We start from the raw sequence: 16,855 nt of genomic DNA, 5'->3' as shown, positions 1-16,855 counted from the left end.
CTACTTCAAATAAGTTCGGATGGCATCAATGAGCTCACTCGCACCCTGCTCGCGGTCGGCTTGGCTGGCAATCTCCGCGCTTGCGACATGCCCTCTGATATGGCTTTCGATGAGTTCGGTCATCAGGCCCCGTGTGGCGCCCTGTACCGCCGCCACCTGATGCAGGATGTCTGCACATTCCTTTTCAGCGTCCAGCCCCCTTTCGATGGCCTCTACCTGGCCTCGAATGCGGCGCACACGGGCAAGCAGCTTGGCTTTTCCCTGGATGGTATGGCTCATGATGATGGATGGCTCTATAGGATAGTGGGGTATAGTATAGATCTTATGAAAACCCGTGTCTCCTGGTCGCCGTCGGTCTATGCAGCGTTGGGCGCGGCTGCGCTCTTTGGTGCCAGCACGCCGTTTGCCAAAGTGCTGCTGAAGGGCACCTCACCTGTTCTGCTTGCCGGGCTTCTTTATCTTGGTAGCGGCATCGGGCTTGGGTTGATCCGGCTGCTGCGCGATCGTGGCTGGCGTATGCCGTCGCTGTCGCGATCCGAGTGGGGGTGGCTTGCCCTTGCTATCGGGCTTGGTGGCGTATCGGGGCCTCTCTTGCTGATGTGGGGCCTTGCAACGACGTCGGCGGCCGCAGCCTCACTGCTCCTTAACCTCGAAGCCGTGCTCACGGCTGTCATTGCCTGGGTGGTATTTCGGGAAAATACGGACCGCAATGTTGTGCTGGGCATGATCGTGATTGTGGTCGGCGCCGTGCTGCTTGCTTGGCCGGATACGCAGCAGAGCACCAGTGGCTGGAGCAGGGGAAGCCTCTTTATCGCTGGTGCCTGCTTGTGCTGGGCGCTGGACAATAACTTCACCCGCAAGGTATCAGCCTCGGATGCCCTGTTCCTCGCAGGCCTCAAGGGGATGGTGGCTGGGGTCGTGAACACGGGCATTGCTTTGGCTTTGGGTGCTGCGCTTCCCGGTACTGTGGCTGTGGGCGAAGCCATGACAGTGGGCTTGCTGGGCTACGGGGTGAGTCTGGTCTTGTTCGTGCTGGCCCTACGAGGGCTGGGGACAGCCCGCACGGGGGCGTATTTTTCAACGGCTCCTTTCATCGGAGCCGCGATCGCCATTCTGTTTTTTGGCGAGCAGGTTGGCGGAGTCTTCTGGGTGGTGTTCGTCCTCATGGCGGGCGGCGTCTGGCTCCACCTTGCGGAACGCCATGAGCACATGCACACGCACGAGGCAATCACCCATACTCACCGCCATGTGCATGACGCTCATCATCAGCACACGCATGATTTTCCGTGGGATGGGCGTGAGCCGCACACGCATGAGCACACTCACGCGCCCATCACGCATAGCCACCCGCACTATCCCGATATCCATCACCGGCACCGGCATCCGTAACGGAGGATTTCGCCGGGCTGCGGGACGCGTCGCAGGCGGCTGCGAGCTGCTTTCAGCGCGTCCTAGCGGGCCGACGTTCCGTTAGAACTTGAGTATCGAGCCCGAACCCAGCAGGGTCACGACGCCCAGCACCGCGAAGACGATTGCGGCAACCGTGTGCACAAGCTTCATCGGAATCTTCGAGGCGAACTTCCCGCCCAGGAAGACAGCGGGCACGTCGGCGATCAGCATGCCGATCGTCGTACCGAGAACCACAAGGATCGGGGTCCCGAAGTGCGCGGCCATGGCCACCGTTGCGATCTGTGTTTTATCGCCCATTTCCGCAAGAAAGAAAGTAATCAGGGTGGCGCCGAAAACGCCGAATTTTTTGACCGTTGCGGTCTCCTCCTCATCCATCTTGTCTGGAATCAGCGTCCAGACGGCCATCCCGATGAACGAGAATCCCAGCACCCAGCGCAGGACCTCGGGGTTTACGGCGGTGGTGATCCACGCACCCAGAGCGCCGGCCAGGCCATGATTGACGAGGGTGGCAGCGAGAATTCCGAGGATGATGGGCAGCGGCTTTTTGAAGCGCGCCGCAAGCACGAAGGCCAAAAGTTGAGTTTTATCGCCGATTTCGGCAAGGGCCACTACGCCGATCGATACGAGGAGAGCTTCCATGAGACAGGTTCCCGGGCCGGATGACAGACATTCGACTGCGACGCCCTCCGGCCCAACCGGAAGCATCGTAGTCAAAGGTCTTGCCAAGTTCGAGAACCGCTTGCGCCATGACCTGTCGGCCAAGTATGTTGACGCAAGCCGCTTTGAAGAAAGCGCGGCTACTCCCCTATGACGGTAAGGCGGGATTCTACAGGTTTTGTGTCGTGCGTCTACGTCCCTGCGGAACCCGCTCCCGCCTTCCTGGATGCTCCACGCCGACCTGCGAGGTAGCGACCGACGCCGACAACAAGCAGCGCGCCTGCGACTTCCGCCGCGAGCTTCACTGCTGTGGTGGGTTCGCCCAGGTATTTGACGATAAAGACGTCGGTCACCAGCATGCCGCCCGCAATCCAGCCAAGTAGCCCGGCTCCGAAGGTCACGACCGGCGGATAGCGGTCGATGAGTTTGAGCACCAGGGTGCTGCCCCAGATGATGATGGGGACGCTCGCGAGCAGCCCGAAGACGACCAGCCCGATCTGGTGGTCGGCATGCGCACTCTGCGCGGCGCCAGCGATTGCGATGACGTTGTCTAGACTCATCACCACGTCCGCGACGAGGATGGTCTTCACAGCAGCCAGAATCGACGCTCCTCCTGCAACCTTGTCGTGTGCTCCCGGATCCGGGAGCAGCAATTTCACGCCGATCCACAGCAGTAGCAGCGCGCCTGCGACCTTTAGAAATGGGATGCTCAGCAGTGTCAGCGCAAAGGCAATGAGTACGACGCGCAGTCCGATGGCGCCGACCGTGCCCCACAGGATGCCCTGCAGGCGTTGTCGGGGTTGCAGATTGCGACAGGCCAGTGCGATGACGATCGCGTTATCGCCGCCTAGCAGAATGTCGATCAGGATGATCTGGAAGACGGCGGCCCAACTGAGCGTTTGAAAGAATTCGAGCATTCGTTTCTCCGGATGCAGGTGTGGTCGGAAAACCTTGTCTTGGTCCGCGGCTGTCGCTTCGTGCCGTGCAACCCGCTTCCGGTGTGTGCCTTTGGCACGAAAACAAAAGGCCTGGACCATTCAAGGGTCAGGCCAGTTGCGGAGAGTGGACGTGCCTTGCCCTGACAGGCAAGGCCTGGCTTGCAGCGTATCGCTGCCCGGGCGCCGGATTCCTGCCAGAGACAGGAGACCGTATTGACGACGCCTCGGAAGTAAGCTACTCCCCTTGTTGCTGCACAATTATAAACGAGTCAGTCAAAAATCTCGTGCCAGAATGACTTGTGTTTGCGTCGGCTGTCGTATCCGCGCGAATCGTCGTGGTGCTGCCGGGGATGTGTTTGCGGTGCTGTCGTGCGTGTCTGGGCGGCAGCTTCTTCGGTACTGCGTTCGATCAGCTTGTCGAGCTCACCGCGATCAAGCCAGACGCCGCGGCATTTTGGGCAGTAGTCGATTTCGATGTTCTGGCGCGAGGACATGGCGAGATCCGTGTCCTGACATACTGGGCATTTCATGGGCCAATCTCCGTGTGGAATGAACGGGGTTTGACCGTGGCGCGGGTGCTTGGTTCCATTCGGTTTTTGCAGAGCACCCGGTCTTGTGCATCTTCAGTGCAATCATTGGTGCTGCTCGGTTGTCGTAGTCGACATGCGGAATAAGCACTGAATATTTTTGAGCCTTGCTGCTGCAGCCTCGATCAGAATTCAACCTTTGCCCAATACTAAGATCCAGAAGCTCACGGTACTCTTAAGCGGCATTCGCTCGACAACTTCCGAGGTTTTATGCTGGTTTCCGGGAGCTTGATGGTACCGGATAATGCGGCTTATGCTGGAGTCCCCGAAATAGGATATACACCGCTGCGTCTTCCACATATTGATGGTGGAATTATGAAAGGATGGCTAGCAGTTGGACAATACAAAATCAAAATGATAACGGCGGCCAAACAGTTCATTTTCTTTGCTGCAGGTCAACCTCCTTTTGCAACTGCAATACCTTGGAAGGCCAGGTGCTCTTGATGTACGCGAGTACGGCTGTGATCTCCTCATCGGATAGAGACTTGCCAAACGCTGGCATATCGCTCTCATATCCTGGAGGTGCTGTCCTTCCTGGAACTAGGCCGTTTTTGACGATGTCGGTCAAGATCGCGTCGGGATGGTGCCAGGTGTGACCTGTCTTGTCGTGCGGTGGCGCAGGTAGCCTGCCGTTAGGCAGGCGTTCGCGCCAGTTGGGTTGCCCTTGAAGTGATGCACCGTGGCAGGCCGCGCAATTATTCGCGTAGATGGCCTTACCCTGCACGACAAGTGCCCGGTTGGTTGGTTCGATGAATATGGGGCCAGACGGCTGCGTCAGGCTGTATAGCGCAGCGACGGCACCGATTGCGACGGCGCCGATCGTCCCAAAGATCAATATTTTCTTTGGCATCTCTGTATAGCGAATTAGCTGACCTTCACCTTGCCGACCATTCCTGCCTCCATGTGACCGGGAGCGAGGCAGGCGAAGTCAACGGTGCCGGCCTGGTCGAACTGCCACACCAGACCGCCGCGCTTGCCCGGGCCAAGGGTGATCATATTAGGTTCGGCATGCTGCATGCCTGGCATTTTTTGCATTTGGGTTGCGTGCGCTTTCAGGTCTGCTATGGAACCGATCACCATCTCATGGGCAATTTTCCCCTTGTTCTTGATAAAGAAGCGGACGGTCTCGCCAGCCTTGACCTGAATATCGCTTGGCGTAAACCGCATGGAGTCATCCATCGTGAGCTCAATCGTACGCGTGACTTTGGCAGAATCGCCAGGCTGGCCAATGGGCGAGGCTGCTTTAGTCATGGTGGACATGTCGTGGCCCGGCATGCCGTGTTCTGGCGCTGCATGTCCGCCGGTGTGACTGCCGGCTGCCAGCGAAAGTGCGGGCAGTATGCTCAGGGCGAGGATGGATAAGGTCTTTTTCATCATGAATACTCTCTTGGAGTGGGTTGGATGAGGCGACTGGTTAAACTCGCCTACGTAAAAACGCAAAATCAGAAGCGGAAACTCAAACCGGCTACGAACCGGGTTTCCTGCTTGGGCTCGCCTTCCGCCCTTGCATAGTCCGCCGTCTTTCCAAACTTTCCGGACCATTCAACGCCGACATAAGGAACGAACTGGCGCGTGACTTCGTATTTCAGGCGCAAGCCCGCTGTTCCGTCGCTCACGCCACTGCCGATACCCCTGCGCTCGTCGTCCTTGCCGTAGACGTTGGCTTCCACACTCGGCTGAAGGTAGAGTTTCTGGGTTAGCAAGATGTCGTAGCTGGCCTTTAGCCACAGTGCGGTGCGCCCGCTCGGACCGACGTAGGCGGTGGCGTCCACGTCAAACCAGTAGGGCGCAAGCCCCTTGAAGCCAAACGCCAGCCATTTCCGGTTCGGCTCCCCTTGCCCGTGGTCAAAGCGAACCCCTAGTTCCGTATCCCAGAAGGTGGCGACCGCGTGACGCCAGAGCAGTTGCGTCTTCGATTCTCGCAGCTTGCCGCTTGCGACCTCGCCTTCGGCCTTCAGCGCTGCCCGGTTATAGGTGCCGCCATACCAGGCTTCGCCTTCATAGGCCGCCCACTCGTTGCCTCTGGCTCTGACATACTCCAGCCGGTCGAAGGTGACTGAGCCGAAGTTGTGCATGTCCGACATGACCAGTGCCTCCGAAGGCGGCAGCGCATATTTGCCTGCGTTACGCACGTAACCGTCAGAGTAGCCATTGGGATCGCGGGCATCGGGTGGCGCCGAACCACCTTGCATCTGCATAGCGCCGTGATCCATTTCGCCACCGCCCTGGCTCATCGCACCCATATTGTGGGCAGATGCTGGCACAGTGGCAGGGGAGGTGTCGTGCGTCATGCCCTGCATGGCAGGCATCGCCTTGCCTGGGCTGGTTTGCTTCTGAGATGGTTGGGTGGCGCCATGATCTTTCGCTTGCGCCGTACCTGCCCCATGGTCCATGTTGGACATGTCCATCGAACCGTGGTCCATAGATGCCTGCGCATAGGCAAACATGGGCATAGCACCGGCAGTGACGATGGCGGCGGCGAAGAGTTTTTTCTTCAATGGGTGGCTCATGGCGTGGGTACCTGACGGGTTGTTTGTGCTCTTCATGCCACCACCACTTCGCGAAACATTCCCGCATCCATGTGCAGCATCAGATGGCAGTGCCATGCCCAGCGTCCCAGCGCGTCGGCGGTGACTAAAAAGCTGATGCGCTGTGCCGGTTGTACGGGAATCGTGTGGCGTCGGGCCTGGAACTGCCCGTCGGGCGCTTCCAGCTCACTCCACATGCCGTGCAGGTGCATAGGGTGCGTCATCATGGTGTCGTTGTGCAGGATGACTCTGACCCGCTCGCCGTAACGGAAGTGAACTGGCGTCGATTTTCCGTACTCCACGCCGTCAAATGACCAGGCGTAGCGTTCCATGTTCCCGGTTAGATGGAGCTCGACCTCACGCTCGGCACCACGCGGGTCCAGCGGACCGTCCACGGTGTGCAGGTCGGACAGTGTAAGCACCCGCCGCCCGTTATTGCGTAGCCCGATTCCGGGATCGTCCAGGTTGGTACGTGGCATATCCACGTGCATGTCGGTACTTGCGCCGTATTCGGTCTTCGCATGGCGGACCTGCGTGCTTGCACCTGCCGCAGGCATCGCGCCATGGTCCATACCAGCCATTCCGGCCATACCTGCCATACCTGCGTGATTCATGCCCTGCATGCCGGGCATGCTGCCATGATTCATCTCGGCCATATTGCCGCCCATCGCGGCCATACCGTCATGGTTCATGCCGCTCATGGAAGGTTGGCCAGCTGCCCCATGGTTCATCCCCGCCATGCCCCCGCCCATCGCACCCATCATGTCGGCCATGGTGAGCCATTCCGCAGGATCGAGCGCAGGCACGGGTGCTTTGAGGCCGGCGTGTGTGGCAAGTGTCCCACGCGCATATCCGGTGCGATCCATGGCCTGGGCAAAAACGGTGTACGCGTCGTCCTTGGGCTGCACCAGTACGTCGTAGGTTTCTCCCGGACCGAAGCGGAACTCGTCGACCGTCACCGGCTCCACGTTCACACCATCGGCCTGCACCACAGTTAGGCCAAGGCCCGGGATGCGCACATCATAGAAGGTGTTGGCCGCACCGTTGATAAAGCGTAGCCGCACCCGCTCTCCGGGCCGAAAGAGCCCCGTCCAGTTGCCCGCAGGCGTTGTGCCGTTCATCAGGTAGGTCAGCACGTTTGCGGACAAGTCGGCCAGGTCCGTGGGACTCATGCGCATCTCGTTCCACATCTTGCGCTTGTCCACCGCCGCCTTCAGGCTCGTGTGGGACACGTCACGAAAGAAGTCCACGGCGGTGGGTTGGTTGTAGTTGTAGTAGTCGCCCTGAGTTTTGAGATTGGCGAGCACTCGCATCGGATCTGTGTCGGTCCAATCTGAAATTTGGACGACATACTCGCGATCTGCGCGAATTGGGTCGGCTTGAGCGGGGTCAATGATGATTGCGCCATAGACGCCCGTTGCCTCCTGCATGCCCGAGTGCGAGTGATACCAGTATGTGCCGCTTTGCTGCACCTCGAACCGGTAGGTGAACGTCGCACCTGGTGGGATCCCCGCAAAGCTGATGCCCGGCACGCCATCCATTTGAAAAGGCAGAATGATCCCGTGCCAATGAATCGATGTGGCTTCTTTCAGGCGGTTCCGAACACGAATGGTCACTGTGTCGCCCTCGCGCCAGCGCAGCGTGGGCGCCGGTAGCGATCCGTTGACTGTGGTGGCGGTGCGTGGGCGTCCGGTGAAGTTCACCGGCGACTCGCTGATTTCCAGGTTGAATTCGGTGCCTTTGAGTATCGGTGCCGAACCACTGCTCGTCTCATTCGAGCGCAGCGCGGCTGCCCGGGTGAGAGGTGATAGGCCCAGCAGCACACCGCCCGCTACAAGTCCCTGGACAAAGCGGCGGCGAGGCAGAGTGGGGAAGGGGACAGCAAGCGTAGGTGGACGTTTCACGCGAGAGAATCCTGTAATGAATTATTCGAGTAACTCTGTTCGCCGGCTGGATTTATTCGGTTGGATTTAATCTGTCCAAGCACGGCGTCCCACACTTTACGCAGGGGTGGTTGTCGGTTAGATGACGGCTGAATTACATTTTTGTAATCTGAGGCGTTTTGATGCCAGGCGCCCTCGGATTCGGTCTTCTTTGCACTATTATCAATGCCGTAAAAGTTCGTGTCCTTCATCGTGACGGCAATTAGCGGTACGTTTTGAAACCGCTTGAGCTGCTTCGCGCAGGTGATCGCAAGAGCAGCACTGTGCACACGATTGCGGGCCGCGTGACGGGCTTGGATCTGGCAGTTGTCGCGGGCTGCACAGTGGGTTCGTACTAGATTTCCATGTGGTGCCTAGGATTTTTGTGGGACTGGGTGCCGGCTCGCTGTAGAGTTGATCATTAAAAAATTCTATTAAGGGGCCCGCGCAAGTGGACCTCTTTTTTTTTAGAACCAGGATGTTATGACGCCACTTTCCCGTTTTCGCGCGCTTGGCGCAGACGTGGTGGAACTGCTGGGCTCAATGCGCTTTGCCATCAGTCTGCTGGTCTTCATCTGCGTGGCGAGCCTCATCGGCACCATCGTCCAGCAGAATCAGGCGGCCAATACCTACATCGACCAGTTCGGTCCCTTCTGGTACGCGGTCTTCAGCGAATTTTCCATCTGGCAGATCTACAACAGCCGGTGGTTTCTGCTCGTTATGGCGTTTCTGGTGGTGTCCACGACGCTGTGCATCTTTCGCAATGCGCCCAAGATGTTGCGGGATGCACGCTCGTTCCGGGAATACGTTCGTGGCAGCAGTCTCCGGGCGTTCCATCATCGTGTCGAGCTGGATAGCGCCTTGGCGCCTGCGCAGGCCTGTGAAACCGTAGGCGGGCTTCTGCGGGCGCAGGGTTATCGTTACCGTGTGCGTGAAGACGGCGATAGCTTAATGGTCGCGGCAAAAAAGGGCAGTGCAAACCGGCTTGGATATATCTTCGCGCACACGGCCATCGTGGTGATTCTGTTGGGGGGGCTCATGGATAGCGAGCTGCCCGTGCGCCTGCAGACTTGGCTACTCGACAAGCAGCCCGTGGTCGGCAATATGCTGATTTCGGATGTGCCGCCGTCTGGGCGCTTATCGGCGCGCAACCCCAGTTTCCGCGCGAACATGCTGCTGCCTGACGGCCAGCAGAGCAGCATGGGCATTGTGACCGAGGGCCGGGGCGTGTTGCTGCAGCCGCTGCCGTTTACCCTTCACCTCAAAAAATTCCATATCGATTATTACAGCAACGGCCAGCCCAGCGACTTCCGCAGTGACGTCACGGTCACCGATTTGGCCAGTGGCAAGTCGTTTGATCGCACGATTCTGGTGAACGACCCCCTGCGTTACGATGGCGTGACGGTCTATCAGTCCAGCTTCGACGACGGCGGCAGCAAGCTGCAACTGAAGGCCTGGCCACTGCAGGGCACTCAGTTTCAGCCGACGAACGTGGACGGGACAGTGGGACAGGCCAGCAAGGTGCCAGGCAGTGGCCTTGCGGTGAACTTCACCGGTTTGCGCGTCATCAATGTTGAGAACCTTGAGGCGAACAAGTTACCGCAGCCTAAGGGCGTGGTGCGTGAAGTCGCCGCCGTCACCGGTAGTGCAGTGCGTGCGCCCAACAAGGGTCTGCACAATGTAGGCCCCAGCGTGCAATACCGTGTACTTGGCCGCGATGGTCAGGGGCATGACTTCGATCAGTATATGCTGCCCGTCAATCTCAACGGCTTTCCGGTGTTCCTCATGGGCACGCGGGACAACGCCTCGAAGCCGTACCGCTATTTACGCATCCCGGCCGACGATCAGGGTGGGCTCACCGAATTCATGCAGCTGCGCGCTGCCCTGGATGACCCCGCGTTGCGGGACGAGGCTGCCCGTCGCTTTGCTGATCACAACGCCGCGCCTGGCCAGCAGCAGAATCTCATGTATCAGGCGGCGCGGGGTGCTCTGCGCACGTTCTCGCGCGGGGGGTTCAACGGCATCATCAATTCGGCCCCTGCCGCTGAACGCGAGAAGATCCTCAATTTTGCGGTGCCCATGATCCAGTTGAGCCTGGTCGAACTGCGTGACTTGGTGCACGAGCGCAATCACGAGCCTCCGGTGGCGCGTGGCGGAGCCCAGGGTGAACACGAGTCTCAATGGATGCAGTCGGCCGTGCTGGCGCTGGCTTCGCTTCCAGACTATCCCGCGTCTGTGGCGCTGCAGCTCTCGAGCTTTGATCAGGTTCAAGCAAGTGTCTTCCAGATTGCCCGCAGTCCTGGAAAGACCACGGTCTACATTGGCTGTTTGTTGCTGATCTTGGGCGTGTTTTCGATGTTTTACATTCGCGAACGCCGGATATGGGTGTGGATCCGGCCTTCAAATCGTGGCAGCAACTGGCTGGCTGCGATGACGACGCAGCGCCGCACCCTGGATTTCAATCACGAATTTGAGCGGCTGCGCGAGGCTTTGCGTCGCCTGTCCGCCGGAGGCTCCGACCATGACGTCTGACACCATGACGCAAGATTCCATGACGCTGTGGGCGTTGGGGGTCAATACCAGCGGCGATAAGCGCGGCCGACGAGGACGACCCGACTGGACAGACATAGGTTTCTTCCTGCTGCTTGCGGTGGGGGGCGCTTATGTGCTCACGCAGTATGGCAGCTTCATGAGTTACTACGAGAAAATGATTCTTGTGGGTGCGGTTGTGGTGTTCAGCTGGCTGGGCTGGCTGTGGCGACCCATCCGCACACTCATGATTGCCAGCGGCCTGACTGCCTTGCTGGCGATCTGGCTCTACAGCCCCACCGGTTCGTTCATGCAGGGCGACCTTACTCGGGCCGATACCAATTTTCTGCTGAAGTACCTTATTTCGTCGCAGTCTGCCATTCTCTGGATGTGTGCGCTGTTCTTCATCGCAATGATCTGCTACTGGATCGGCTTTGTCAGCGACACGGCAGCCTGGCTGGGTACGGTGCTGACGTGGGGGGCGGTGTACGCTGGCCTGACGGGCCTGCTGGTGCGGTGGCGCGAAGGCCATCTGCTGGGGCCTGATATCGGGCATATTCCCGTCAGCAATCTCTACGAGGTTTTCGTGCTGCTGGCGCTCATTATGTCGCTCTTCTATCTGTACTACGAGCGGCGCTATGCCACCCGCGCCTTGGGCGGATTCGCCATGCTGGTGGTCACCTCGTTGGTCGTGTTCCTGCTGTGGTATTCATTTACCCGCGACGCCTACCAGATTGCGCCACTGGTGCCGGCCCTCAAAAGCTGGTGGATGAAATTACACGTGCCTGCCAACTTCATCGGCTATGGCACCTTCAGCCTTGCCGCCATGACGGGCTTTGCCTACTTGATCAAGGCGCATGGCCAGACGCGCAGCGTGAAGCCCGTCCTTCCTGTCTTTGTGCTGGGTGCGGCCTTGTGTGCCGAGCCGTTCATTTTCAGCTCACCCGAACTGTCTCCCGTCTGGATGGGATACTTTGGCATTGGCGCACTGATCGTAGGCGGTATTCTCGCGATGCGGGCCCCGATTGCGGCCCGGCTGCCGTCACTTGAAGTCCTCGACGACATCATGTACCGGGCCATTGCCGTGGGCTTTGCGTTCTTTACGGTGGCTACCATCCTTGGAGCCCTGTGGGCGGCCGACGCCTGGGGCACCTACTGGCAGTGGGACCCTAAAGAAACCTGGGCACTCATTGTCTGGCTGAACTACGCGGCTTGGTTGCACATGCGGCTCATGAAGGGGCTGCGCGGCTCGATGGCGGCCTATTGGGCGCTGGCGGGCCTGTTGGTCACGAGCTTTGCCTTCCTGGGCGTGAATATGTTCCTTTCGGGCTTGCACTCCTACGGCGGGCTGTGAACGTGAGCAGGGTGGGCGCTGACGCTGCACCCTGCAACCTACTTTGGCAAACCTGGACACAACCGGGCCTTCAATTAACGGCGGGATCCTCAGCGGGTATGCTGCCTTTCGCATTCTTGATCGCCTCTCGGGCGTGTCGCGATTCGGCCGGTAGGCCCCAGATCCGATTGTTCTGCACAGATTCGTCTTTCATAAAATCTTGATGCGTCCGGTGTTTGGGGTGGTCAGAAAATATTGCCACTGGGGCGATTTGGTGCCGCTTGGGTAGTCATCCAGTCACCTTGTTTGAGGCCACTGTTGAGAACAGTGGGTTGCTACCATTGCATGACAAAAAGGTAATGGTGTGGTCATCGGTGGGTAACCCACCAAACGGTAAAGTGTTGATCAAGCGGCTCTGCTGCTAAGTTTTAATCAACCAGGAATGAAGGAAGTCCACATGAAAGTTGCAATCACCCTCGCTACCCTCACACTCGGCCTTGCCTCAGCTGGCTTGGCGTATGCCGAAGAGCCATACTATCCGATGGGCAGCGCAACAAGCACCAGCAGCACCGTGACCCGTGCACAGGTACTCTCCGAGTTGCGCGTAGCAGACGCGGCGGGCGAACTTCAGGCCGGTCAGCAGCCATACTATCCGATGGAAGCTGCACGCAGCACGAAATCTCGTGCGCAAGTGCTCTCCGAGTTGCGGGTAGCACAAGCAGCAGGTGAGCTCCAAACGGGTGAACTGCCCTATTATCCGGGTTTCCCTGCCTGATCAAGGTGGCTGAAATGAGAGAACCCGTAAGTCGAATCGACCTTGCGGGTTCCTTGATGTGCCAATGGATCGCGTCCAACCATTGTGGACAACACGAGGTATTACTCTATCGCGGCGCGAGTGATTAAAAATGAACCAAATGGGAAGCAGAGATGCTTTGTCGACCCTCTTGGTCTTTCCCGATGTCAAGACCCGCCTCGGAAGTGTGAACCAGTGCCGTCTGTACACACCGACTTGAGTCAAGGCCATATTGGTTCTGAGATACGGTTTCACCCACTCGGAGTGACATGCATAAGACATTAAAAAACCTGTTCCTTGTCGCTAGTTGTCTCTTGGTAGGCAATGCCGTTGCATCGGGGGTTAGACAAACCTCCATCATTCACGACCCTGCTTATATAATTGGTCAGCACTCGCATAAGGCGACCTCCCGGTTGGAAAACCTGCAGAAGATATTCTTTGGTACACCACTTGACGAGCGAACACGTATCAGTTCTGCGTTTGGTTACCGGCTTAATCCTTCTTCGGGCGAGTGGGCAGGCCATGAGGGTCTTGATTATCCTGCTCCGAAAGGCACCCCTATCCGTGCAACGGCTCAAGGCAAGATATCTTTTATTGGTGTCCAAAACGGATATGGGAAAGTTATTTATATAAAGCATGGCGATACATACTCCACTGTTTATGCTCACCAGAGCCGCTTTAAAAGTGGCCTAAAGAAAGGAGTAGAGGTCAAAAAGGGGCAAATTATCGGCTATGTCGGCTCCACCGGAATATCCAGTGGACCTCACCTGCATTATGAGCTGCGGGTCGACAATCAACCGGTAGACCCCATTCGAGAAGAACGACGACTGGCCGCCTACACCCAGAAATGAAGCGTATCCGCCTCACCGCCACGCTTTGGCGACCAGACAGATGGGGGGAGAGTTCGCGCGGGTGGCAAGGCGGCCTGCCCACAATTCCACCTTTTCCTAGCCAAAGTTTGCTGCCTAAGATAGTGGGGGGTCGTCTTCACGCTCAAGAGTACCAGCGCAGAAACGCGGCGCTCGAAAGTGCCACGATTGCGAGGCCTGTCAGCACCCTCCAGATGAGTATCGCGCGCGAACCTGCACGAATTGCCCCTTCGCGAAGCGAGAAGATGATAAACGCGCAAGCGCCTAAGGCAGAGATGACCTTGATGGCGAGTGCCACAATCGCGACGCCGTGGAGAGCGGGAAGCTGTCCGTAAAAGTGCAGACTTACAAGCCCGAATGACAGGCCGCTTATAATCTGGACGGACCAGCCGACAAGCGCAAACCATAGGGCGTTGCGTAGCAACAGGCGTCCGGAAACGATTGGGTAGAGGGGGCTGGCAAGAACAAGTACCGCGCCGAAGTTGTGCGCCACTTGGGTGAGCGCGTAGAAGAGATCTTGCCCGTTCATCGTGTCTACCCGATGTGCACATTCACGCAGGCCTTCGCACCCGTCTGGATGTGTGCCCGGTTGGCTGCGTCGACGCAGACCGTGTGCTGGCCCGCCGGAAGGTCCAGCCCCTGGAGGGTGAAGTGTCCCTGCAATTGGCGCGTTTGCCCGACCTGTTCGCCATCCACATAGACGTGCAGATGATCGACTTCTGGGCCCGGCGATGCTCGGTAGCTGAACGAATCCGAGCCCCCCGCACTCAGCGTCACCGCAGGTGGGGTGCTTACCGCTGTGCCCGTGGAGGCGGCAGCGGGCAGGGCCAGCAGCGCCAGGGCTGATGAGGACAGGGCAACGAGGAAAGTTGAGGCTTTAATAGGCATCGTACCGATTCCATTATTCAAGGTTTGACGTGCTGATTTTACAAACGACAGGTATCCATATCTTGCATAACCGACGTAAGAACAGGGCATTACAAATTTGTAATCAAACTGTCATGCGAATGACAGCGGCGTTGCGCTAAGGTTTCACGCTGGCGATGTCTCCAGCAAGGGGGATCGCGTCGCGGCAAAAACCGGTGGTTTTGAGGAGTTGCCCCATGAAGCTGCTCGTGGTTGAAGACGAGACCAAGACAGGGGATTATCTAAAGCAGGGGTTGACCGAGTCGGGATTCGTCGTGGATCTGGTGCGCTCTGGGTTGGATGGTCATCATTTTGCGCTGACGGGGTCCTACGATCTCATCATCCTGGATGTGATGCTGCCAGATGTGGACGGCTGGCGGATTGTCCAGGCGCTGCGAGATGCAAAATCTCTCACGCCGGTGCTCTTTCTCACCGCGCGGGATAGCGTGGAGGATCGAGTTAAGGGGCTAGAGCTTGGCGCTGACGATTACCTGGTGAAGCCCTTCGCGTTTTCCGAGCTTCTCGCCCGGGTACGCACTTTGCTGCGGCGAAGCGCTGTCCTGGTCCTGGATCGCTTGCAGGTCGCGGATCTCGTCCTCGATATCCCCCGACGCAGGGCTGAACGCCAAAATGTGCGCATCAACCTGACGAACAAGGAATTCGCGCTGCTGGAGCTTTTAGTGCGTCGGCGGGGCGAGGTCTTACCCCGTTCGTTGATTGCTTCCCAGGTGTGGGACATGAATTTCGACAGCGATACCAACGTCATCGATGTGGCAGTGCGCCGGCTGCGAGCGAAGATCGATGACGACTTCGAGCCCAAACTTATTCACACGGTGCGCGGCATGGGCTATATGCTGGACGTGAATCAGACGGATTGACTGATGAGGCGGCGACCTGCATCCCTGGCATTGCGGCTGACGGTCTACATTGGAACCGTCATCACAGTTATCCTGCTTACCTTTGGCTGGATCATCGAACGATCGATCAATGCTCACTTCGTCCAGCAGGACGTCGACGAGCTCCAGGCGGTTGCGCAGGCGCTAGAACATACACTCTCGACCCTCCCCCCCAACTTGGGGCCAGAGAAACTGAGGGCACGGTTTGCTGATGCCGTCTCGGGTCACCATAACGCTCAATACCGCATTGCATGGGATGGCGGCACCCAGGTGTACGCAGCGCCAGGTCCCGACCTCGAACCGTTTGCCCGCACCGTTGCGCCCGTTGACAAGATCACGATCAACACCGTTAGCTTATGGCAAAGTGATGGGCTGACGCTACGCGGTGCTGTGCTGCACTTCGCGTCCAGTGCGCTGCCCGGATCGGGTGGGCTCACGATCGCTGTGGCCACCGATGTCGACTTTCATGTGCATTACCTCGAGAGCATGCGCAACTACCTGCGCCTCGTTACAACGATTGCCTGTCTGATTGCCATTCTCGCCATTTGGTTCGCGGTGTACCAAGGCCATGCGCCGCTGCGGCGCATCAGCCGTGAAATGCGGAAGATTGGGTCTGATCAACTGCAGATACGGCTGACACCGGACACTGTCCCCACAGAGCTGGTAGAGCTTGCCACCTCCTTTAACGGGATGCTGGACCGGCTTGAAGAGGTCTTTCGCGGCTTGTCAGAGTTTTCGGGGGACATCGCACATGAACTGCGCACACCGATCACCAACCTGAAGACCCAGACTGAAGTGGCGCTTTCTCAGGCGCGTAGCGCCGAGCAGTACCGTGAGGTCCTGTATTCCAATCTGGAAGAGTACGAGCGCATGGCGAAGATGGTGGGTGACATGCTGTTTCTGGCACAGACGGACAACCATCTGCTCAAGCCTGAGCTGGTGACGATCGACCTGCAAGCCGAAGTGCGCATTCTCTTCGATTATTTCGGCGCTTGGGCCGAAGAACGAGAGGTGGGTTTGGACATTGCTGGCGAGCAAGTCTGCATACTCGGAGACAGGCTGATGATCCGTCGGGCGTTGAGCAACCTTTTATCGAATGCAATTCGTTATGTGCCAGCGAAGCATCGCGTCGTCGTTACGCTTCTGGCCACGGCTCACGATGCTTGTGTGCAGGTGCAGAATCCAGGACCGGTCATACCGGCCGAGCATGTTGCCCACATATTCGACCGGTTCTATCGACCTGATGCTTCTCGGCGGCGTAGCGGGGAAGGTGCGGGTCTTGGTCTGGCCATCGTCAAATCAATTGTTGAGGCGCACGGTGGACATGTCGGTGCAAGTTCGACATCTGAGGCAACGACGTTTGAAATGTTAATTCCGCTAGCGCCGTGCTGACCCTCCTAGTCGCTTCCCATCGGAGTTGCGTCAACATAGCATGGGTTACGGCTGCCATCGCTCGTCTGGACGCCTGGCGGATCTGCCCAGTGAAA

The 16,855-nt window shown here is 58.2% G+C and carries 17 protein-coding genes and 1 riboswitch; of the genes, 7 read left to right on the top strand and 10 right to left on the bottom strand.

The genetic code is table 11. From position 1 onward, the window contains the following. Entirely contained in the window at nucleotides 1–279 is a 279-nt protein-coding gene (locus tag VF285_RS12650) for a metal/formaldehyde-sensitive transcriptional repressor (protein WP_346952994.1), read from the bottom strand. Between the two features lie 45 nt (nucleotides 280–324). Between VF285_RS12650 and VF285_RS12645 the strand changes: the two genes are divergently transcribed. Next, entirely contained in the window at nucleotides 325–1,389 is a 1,065-nt protein-coding gene (locus VF285_RS12645; protein WP_346952993.1) for a DMT family transporter, read from the top strand. 81 nt (nucleotides 1,390–1,470) lie between these two features. Here the strand turns inward: VF285_RS12645 and VF285_RS12640 are convergent, their stop codons facing one another. The 7 genes from VF285_RS12640 to VF285_RS12610 all read right to left on the bottom strand — a co-directional run bounded on the left by VF285_RS12640 (nucleotide 1,471) and on the right by VF285_RS12610 (nucleotide 8,024). Further along, on the bottom strand, nucleotides 1,471–2,049 hold the full coding sequence (locus tag VF285_RS12640; protein WP_346952992.1) for a TMEM165/GDT1 family protein: 579 nt from the start codon (nucleotides 2,047–2,049) through the stop codon (nucleotides 1,471–1,473). Between the two features lie 5 nt (nucleotides 2,050–2,054). Next, a riboswitch (yybP-ykoY riboswitch) is annotated at nucleotides 2,055–2,228 on the bottom strand. 30 nt (nucleotides 2,229–2,258) lie between these two features. Continuing rightward, entirely contained in the window at nucleotides 2,259–2,984 is a 726-nt protein-coding gene (locus tag VF285_RS12635; protein ID WP_346952991.1) for a TerC family protein, read from the bottom strand. Nucleotides 2,985–3,274: 290 nt separating this feature from the next. Continuing rightward, nucleotides 3,275–3,535, bottom strand: a complete 261-nt coding sequence (locus VF285_RS12630) for a zf-TFIIB domain-containing protein (protein ID WP_346952990.1) — start codon at nucleotides 3,533–3,535, stop codon at nucleotides 3,275–3,277. 433 nt (nucleotides 3,536–3,968) lie between these two features. Next, a complete protein-coding gene (locus tag VF285_RS12625) occupies nucleotides 3,969–4,442 on the bottom strand; it encodes a cytochrome c (RefSeq protein ID WP_346952989.1) in 474 nt (157 codons plus the stop codon). A gap of 14 nt (nucleotides 4,443–4,456) precedes the next feature. Then, a complete protein-coding gene (locus tag VF285_RS12620) occupies nucleotides 4,457–4,966 on the bottom strand; it encodes a cupredoxin family protein (protein ID WP_346953056.1) in 510 nt (169 codons plus the stop codon). A 68-nt stretch (nucleotides 4,967–5,034) separates the two neighbouring features. Beyond that, on the bottom strand, nucleotides 5,035–6,102 hold the full coding sequence (locus VF285_RS12615) for a copper resistance protein B (RefSeq protein ID WP_346952988.1): 1,068 nt from the start codon (nucleotides 6,100–6,102) through the stop codon (nucleotides 5,035–5,037). A gap of 32 nt (nucleotides 6,103–6,134) precedes the next feature. Continuing rightward, nucleotides 6,135–8,024 (bottom strand): copper resistance system multicopper oxidase, encoded by a 1,890-nt coding sequence (locus VF285_RS12610; protein ID WP_346952987.1) that lies wholly within the window; start codon nucleotides 8,022–8,024, stop codon nucleotides 6,135–6,137. Between the two features lie 501 nt (nucleotides 8,025–8,525). On the opposite strand from VF285_RS12610, the gene VF285_RS12605 reads away from it, so the two are divergent. The 4 genes from VF285_RS12605 to VF285_RS12590 all read left to right on the top strand — a co-directional run bounded on the left by VF285_RS12605 (nucleotide 8,526) and on the right by VF285_RS12590 (nucleotide 13,548). Next, entirely contained in the window at nucleotides 8,526–10,574 is a 2,049-nt protein-coding gene (locus VF285_RS12605) for a cytochrome c biogenesis protein ResB (protein WP_346952986.1), read from the top strand. Between the two features lie 4 nt (nucleotides 10,575–10,578). Beyond that, entirely contained in the window at nucleotides 10,579–11,925 is a 1,347-nt protein-coding gene (gene ccsB, locus VF285_RS12600; protein ID WP_414648149.1) for a c-type cytochrome biogenesis protein CcsB, read from the top strand. Between the two features lie 436 nt (nucleotides 11,926–12,361). Continuing rightward, the gene (locus VF285_RS12595; RefSeq protein WP_346952984.1) at nucleotides 12,362–12,679 is read left to right on the top strand and encodes a DUF4148 domain-containing protein; all 318 of its coding nucleotides are present in this window, start codon (nucleotides 12,362–12,364) and stop codon (nucleotides 12,677–12,679) included. Nucleotides 12,680–12,966: 287 nt separating this feature from the next. After that, nucleotides 12,967–13,548: a M23 family metallopeptidase gene (locus VF285_RS12590; RefSeq protein ID WP_346952983.1), complete on the top strand. Its 582-nt coding sequence runs from the start codon at nucleotides 12,967–12,969 to the stop codon at nucleotides 13,546–13,548. A gap of 142 nt (nucleotides 13,549–13,690) precedes the next feature. Here the strand turns inward: VF285_RS12590 and VF285_RS12585 are convergent, their stop codons facing one another. After that, nucleotides 13,691–14,095 (bottom strand): hypothetical protein, encoded by a 405-nt coding sequence (locus VF285_RS12585; protein ID WP_346952982.1) that lies wholly within the window; start codon nucleotides 14,093–14,095, stop codon nucleotides 13,691–13,693. Nucleotides 14,096–14,100: 5 nt separating this feature from the next. Next, nucleotides 14,101–14,454, bottom strand: coding sequence for a hypothetical protein (locus tag VF285_RS12580; RefSeq protein ID WP_346952981.1), 354 nt, complete (start codon nucleotides 14,452–14,454; stop codon nucleotides 14,101–14,103). Nucleotides 14,455–14,669: 215 nt separating this feature from the next. Between VF285_RS12580 and VF285_RS12575 the strand changes: the two genes are divergently transcribed. Beyond that, nucleotides 14,670–15,350 (top strand): heavy metal response regulator transcription factor, encoded by a 681-nt coding sequence (locus VF285_RS12575; protein WP_346952980.1) that lies wholly within the window; start codon nucleotides 14,670–14,672, stop codon nucleotides 15,348–15,350. 3 nt (nucleotides 15,351–15,353) lie between these two features. Continuing rightward, nucleotides 15,354–16,760 (top strand): Cu(+)/Ag(+) sensor histidine kinase, encoded by a 1,407-nt coding sequence (locus VF285_RS12570; RefSeq protein WP_346952979.1) that lies wholly within the window; start codon nucleotides 15,354–15,356, stop codon nucleotides 16,758–16,760. Nucleotides 16,761–16,855: the final 95 nt, after the last annotated feature.

The organism is Castellaniella sp. (assembly GCF_036379515.1).
GTDB lineage: Bacteria > Pseudomonadota > Gammaproteobacteria > Burkholderiales > Burkholderiaceae_B > Castellaniella.
The sequence above is the reverse complement of the archived record's forward strand: the minus strand, read 5'-3'. Positions and strand labels throughout refer to the sequence as shown.

What these genes read in the sequence shown, in the direction of transcription:
- VF285_RS12650 (WP_346952994.1), bottom strand. Translation starts at nt 279, where the DNA reads ATGAGCCATACCATCCAGGGAAAAGCCAAGCTGCTTGCCCGTGTGCGC.
- VF285_RS12645 (WP_346952993.1), top strand. Translation starts at nt 325, where the DNA reads ATGAAAACCCGTGTCTCCTGGTCGCCGTCGGTCTATGCAGCGTTGGGC.
- VF285_RS12640 (WP_346952992.1), bottom strand. Translation starts at nt 2,049, where the DNA reads ATGGAAGCTCTCCTCGTATCGATCGGCGTAGTGGCCCTTGCCGAAATC.
- VF285_RS12635 (WP_346952991.1), bottom strand. Translation starts at nt 2,984, where the DNA reads ATGCTCGAATTCTTTCAAACGCTCAGTTGGGCCGCCGTCTTCCAGATC.
- VF285_RS12630 (WP_346952990.1), bottom strand. Translation starts at nt 3,535, where the DNA reads ATGAAATGCCCAGTATGTCAGGACACGGATCTCGCCATGTCCTCGCGC.
- VF285_RS12625 (WP_346952989.1), bottom strand. Translation starts at nt 4,442, where the DNA reads ATGCCAAAGAAAATATTGATCTTTGGGACGATCGGCGCCGTCGCAATC.
- VF285_RS12620 (WP_346953056.1), bottom strand. Translation starts at nt 4,966, where the DNA reads ATGAAAAAGACCTTATCCATCCTCGCCCTGAGCATACTGCCCGCACTT.
- VF285_RS12615 (WP_346952988.1), bottom strand. Translation starts at nt 6,102, where the DNA reads ATGAGCCACCCATTGAAGAAAAAACTCTTCGCCGCCGCCATCGTCACT.
- VF285_RS12605 (WP_346952986.1), top strand. Translation starts at nt 8,526, where the DNA reads ATGACGCCACTTTCCCGTTTTCGCGCGCTTGGCGCAGACGTGGTGGAA.
- ccsB (WP_414648149.1), top strand. Translation starts at nt 10,579, where the DNA reads ATGACGCAAGATTCCATGACGCTGTGGGCGTTGGGGGTCAATACCAGC.
- VF285_RS12595 (WP_346952984.1), top strand. Translation starts at nt 12,362, where the DNA reads ATGAAAGTTGCAATCACCCTCGCTACCCTCACACTCGGCCTTGCCTCA.
- VF285_RS12590 (WP_346952983.1), top strand. Translation starts at nt 12,967, where the DNA reads ATGCATAAGACATTAAAAAACCTGTTCCTTGTCGCTAGTTGTCTCTTG.
- VF285_RS12585 (WP_346952982.1), bottom strand. Translation starts at nt 14,095, where the DNA reads ATGAACGGGCAAGATCTCTTCTACGCGCTCACCCAAGTGGCGCACAAC.
- VF285_RS12580 (WP_346952981.1), bottom strand. Translation starts at nt 14,454, where the DNA reads ATGCCTATTAAAGCCTCAACTTTCCTCGTTGCCCTGTCCTCATCAGCC.
- VF285_RS12575 (WP_346952980.1), top strand. Translation starts at nt 14,670, where the DNA reads ATGAAGCTGCTCGTGGTTGAAGACGAGACCAAGACAGGGGATTATCTA.
- VF285_RS12570 (WP_346952979.1), top strand. Translation starts at nt 15,354, where the DNA reads ATGAGGCGGCGACCTGCATCCCTGGCATTGCGGCTGACGGTCTACATT.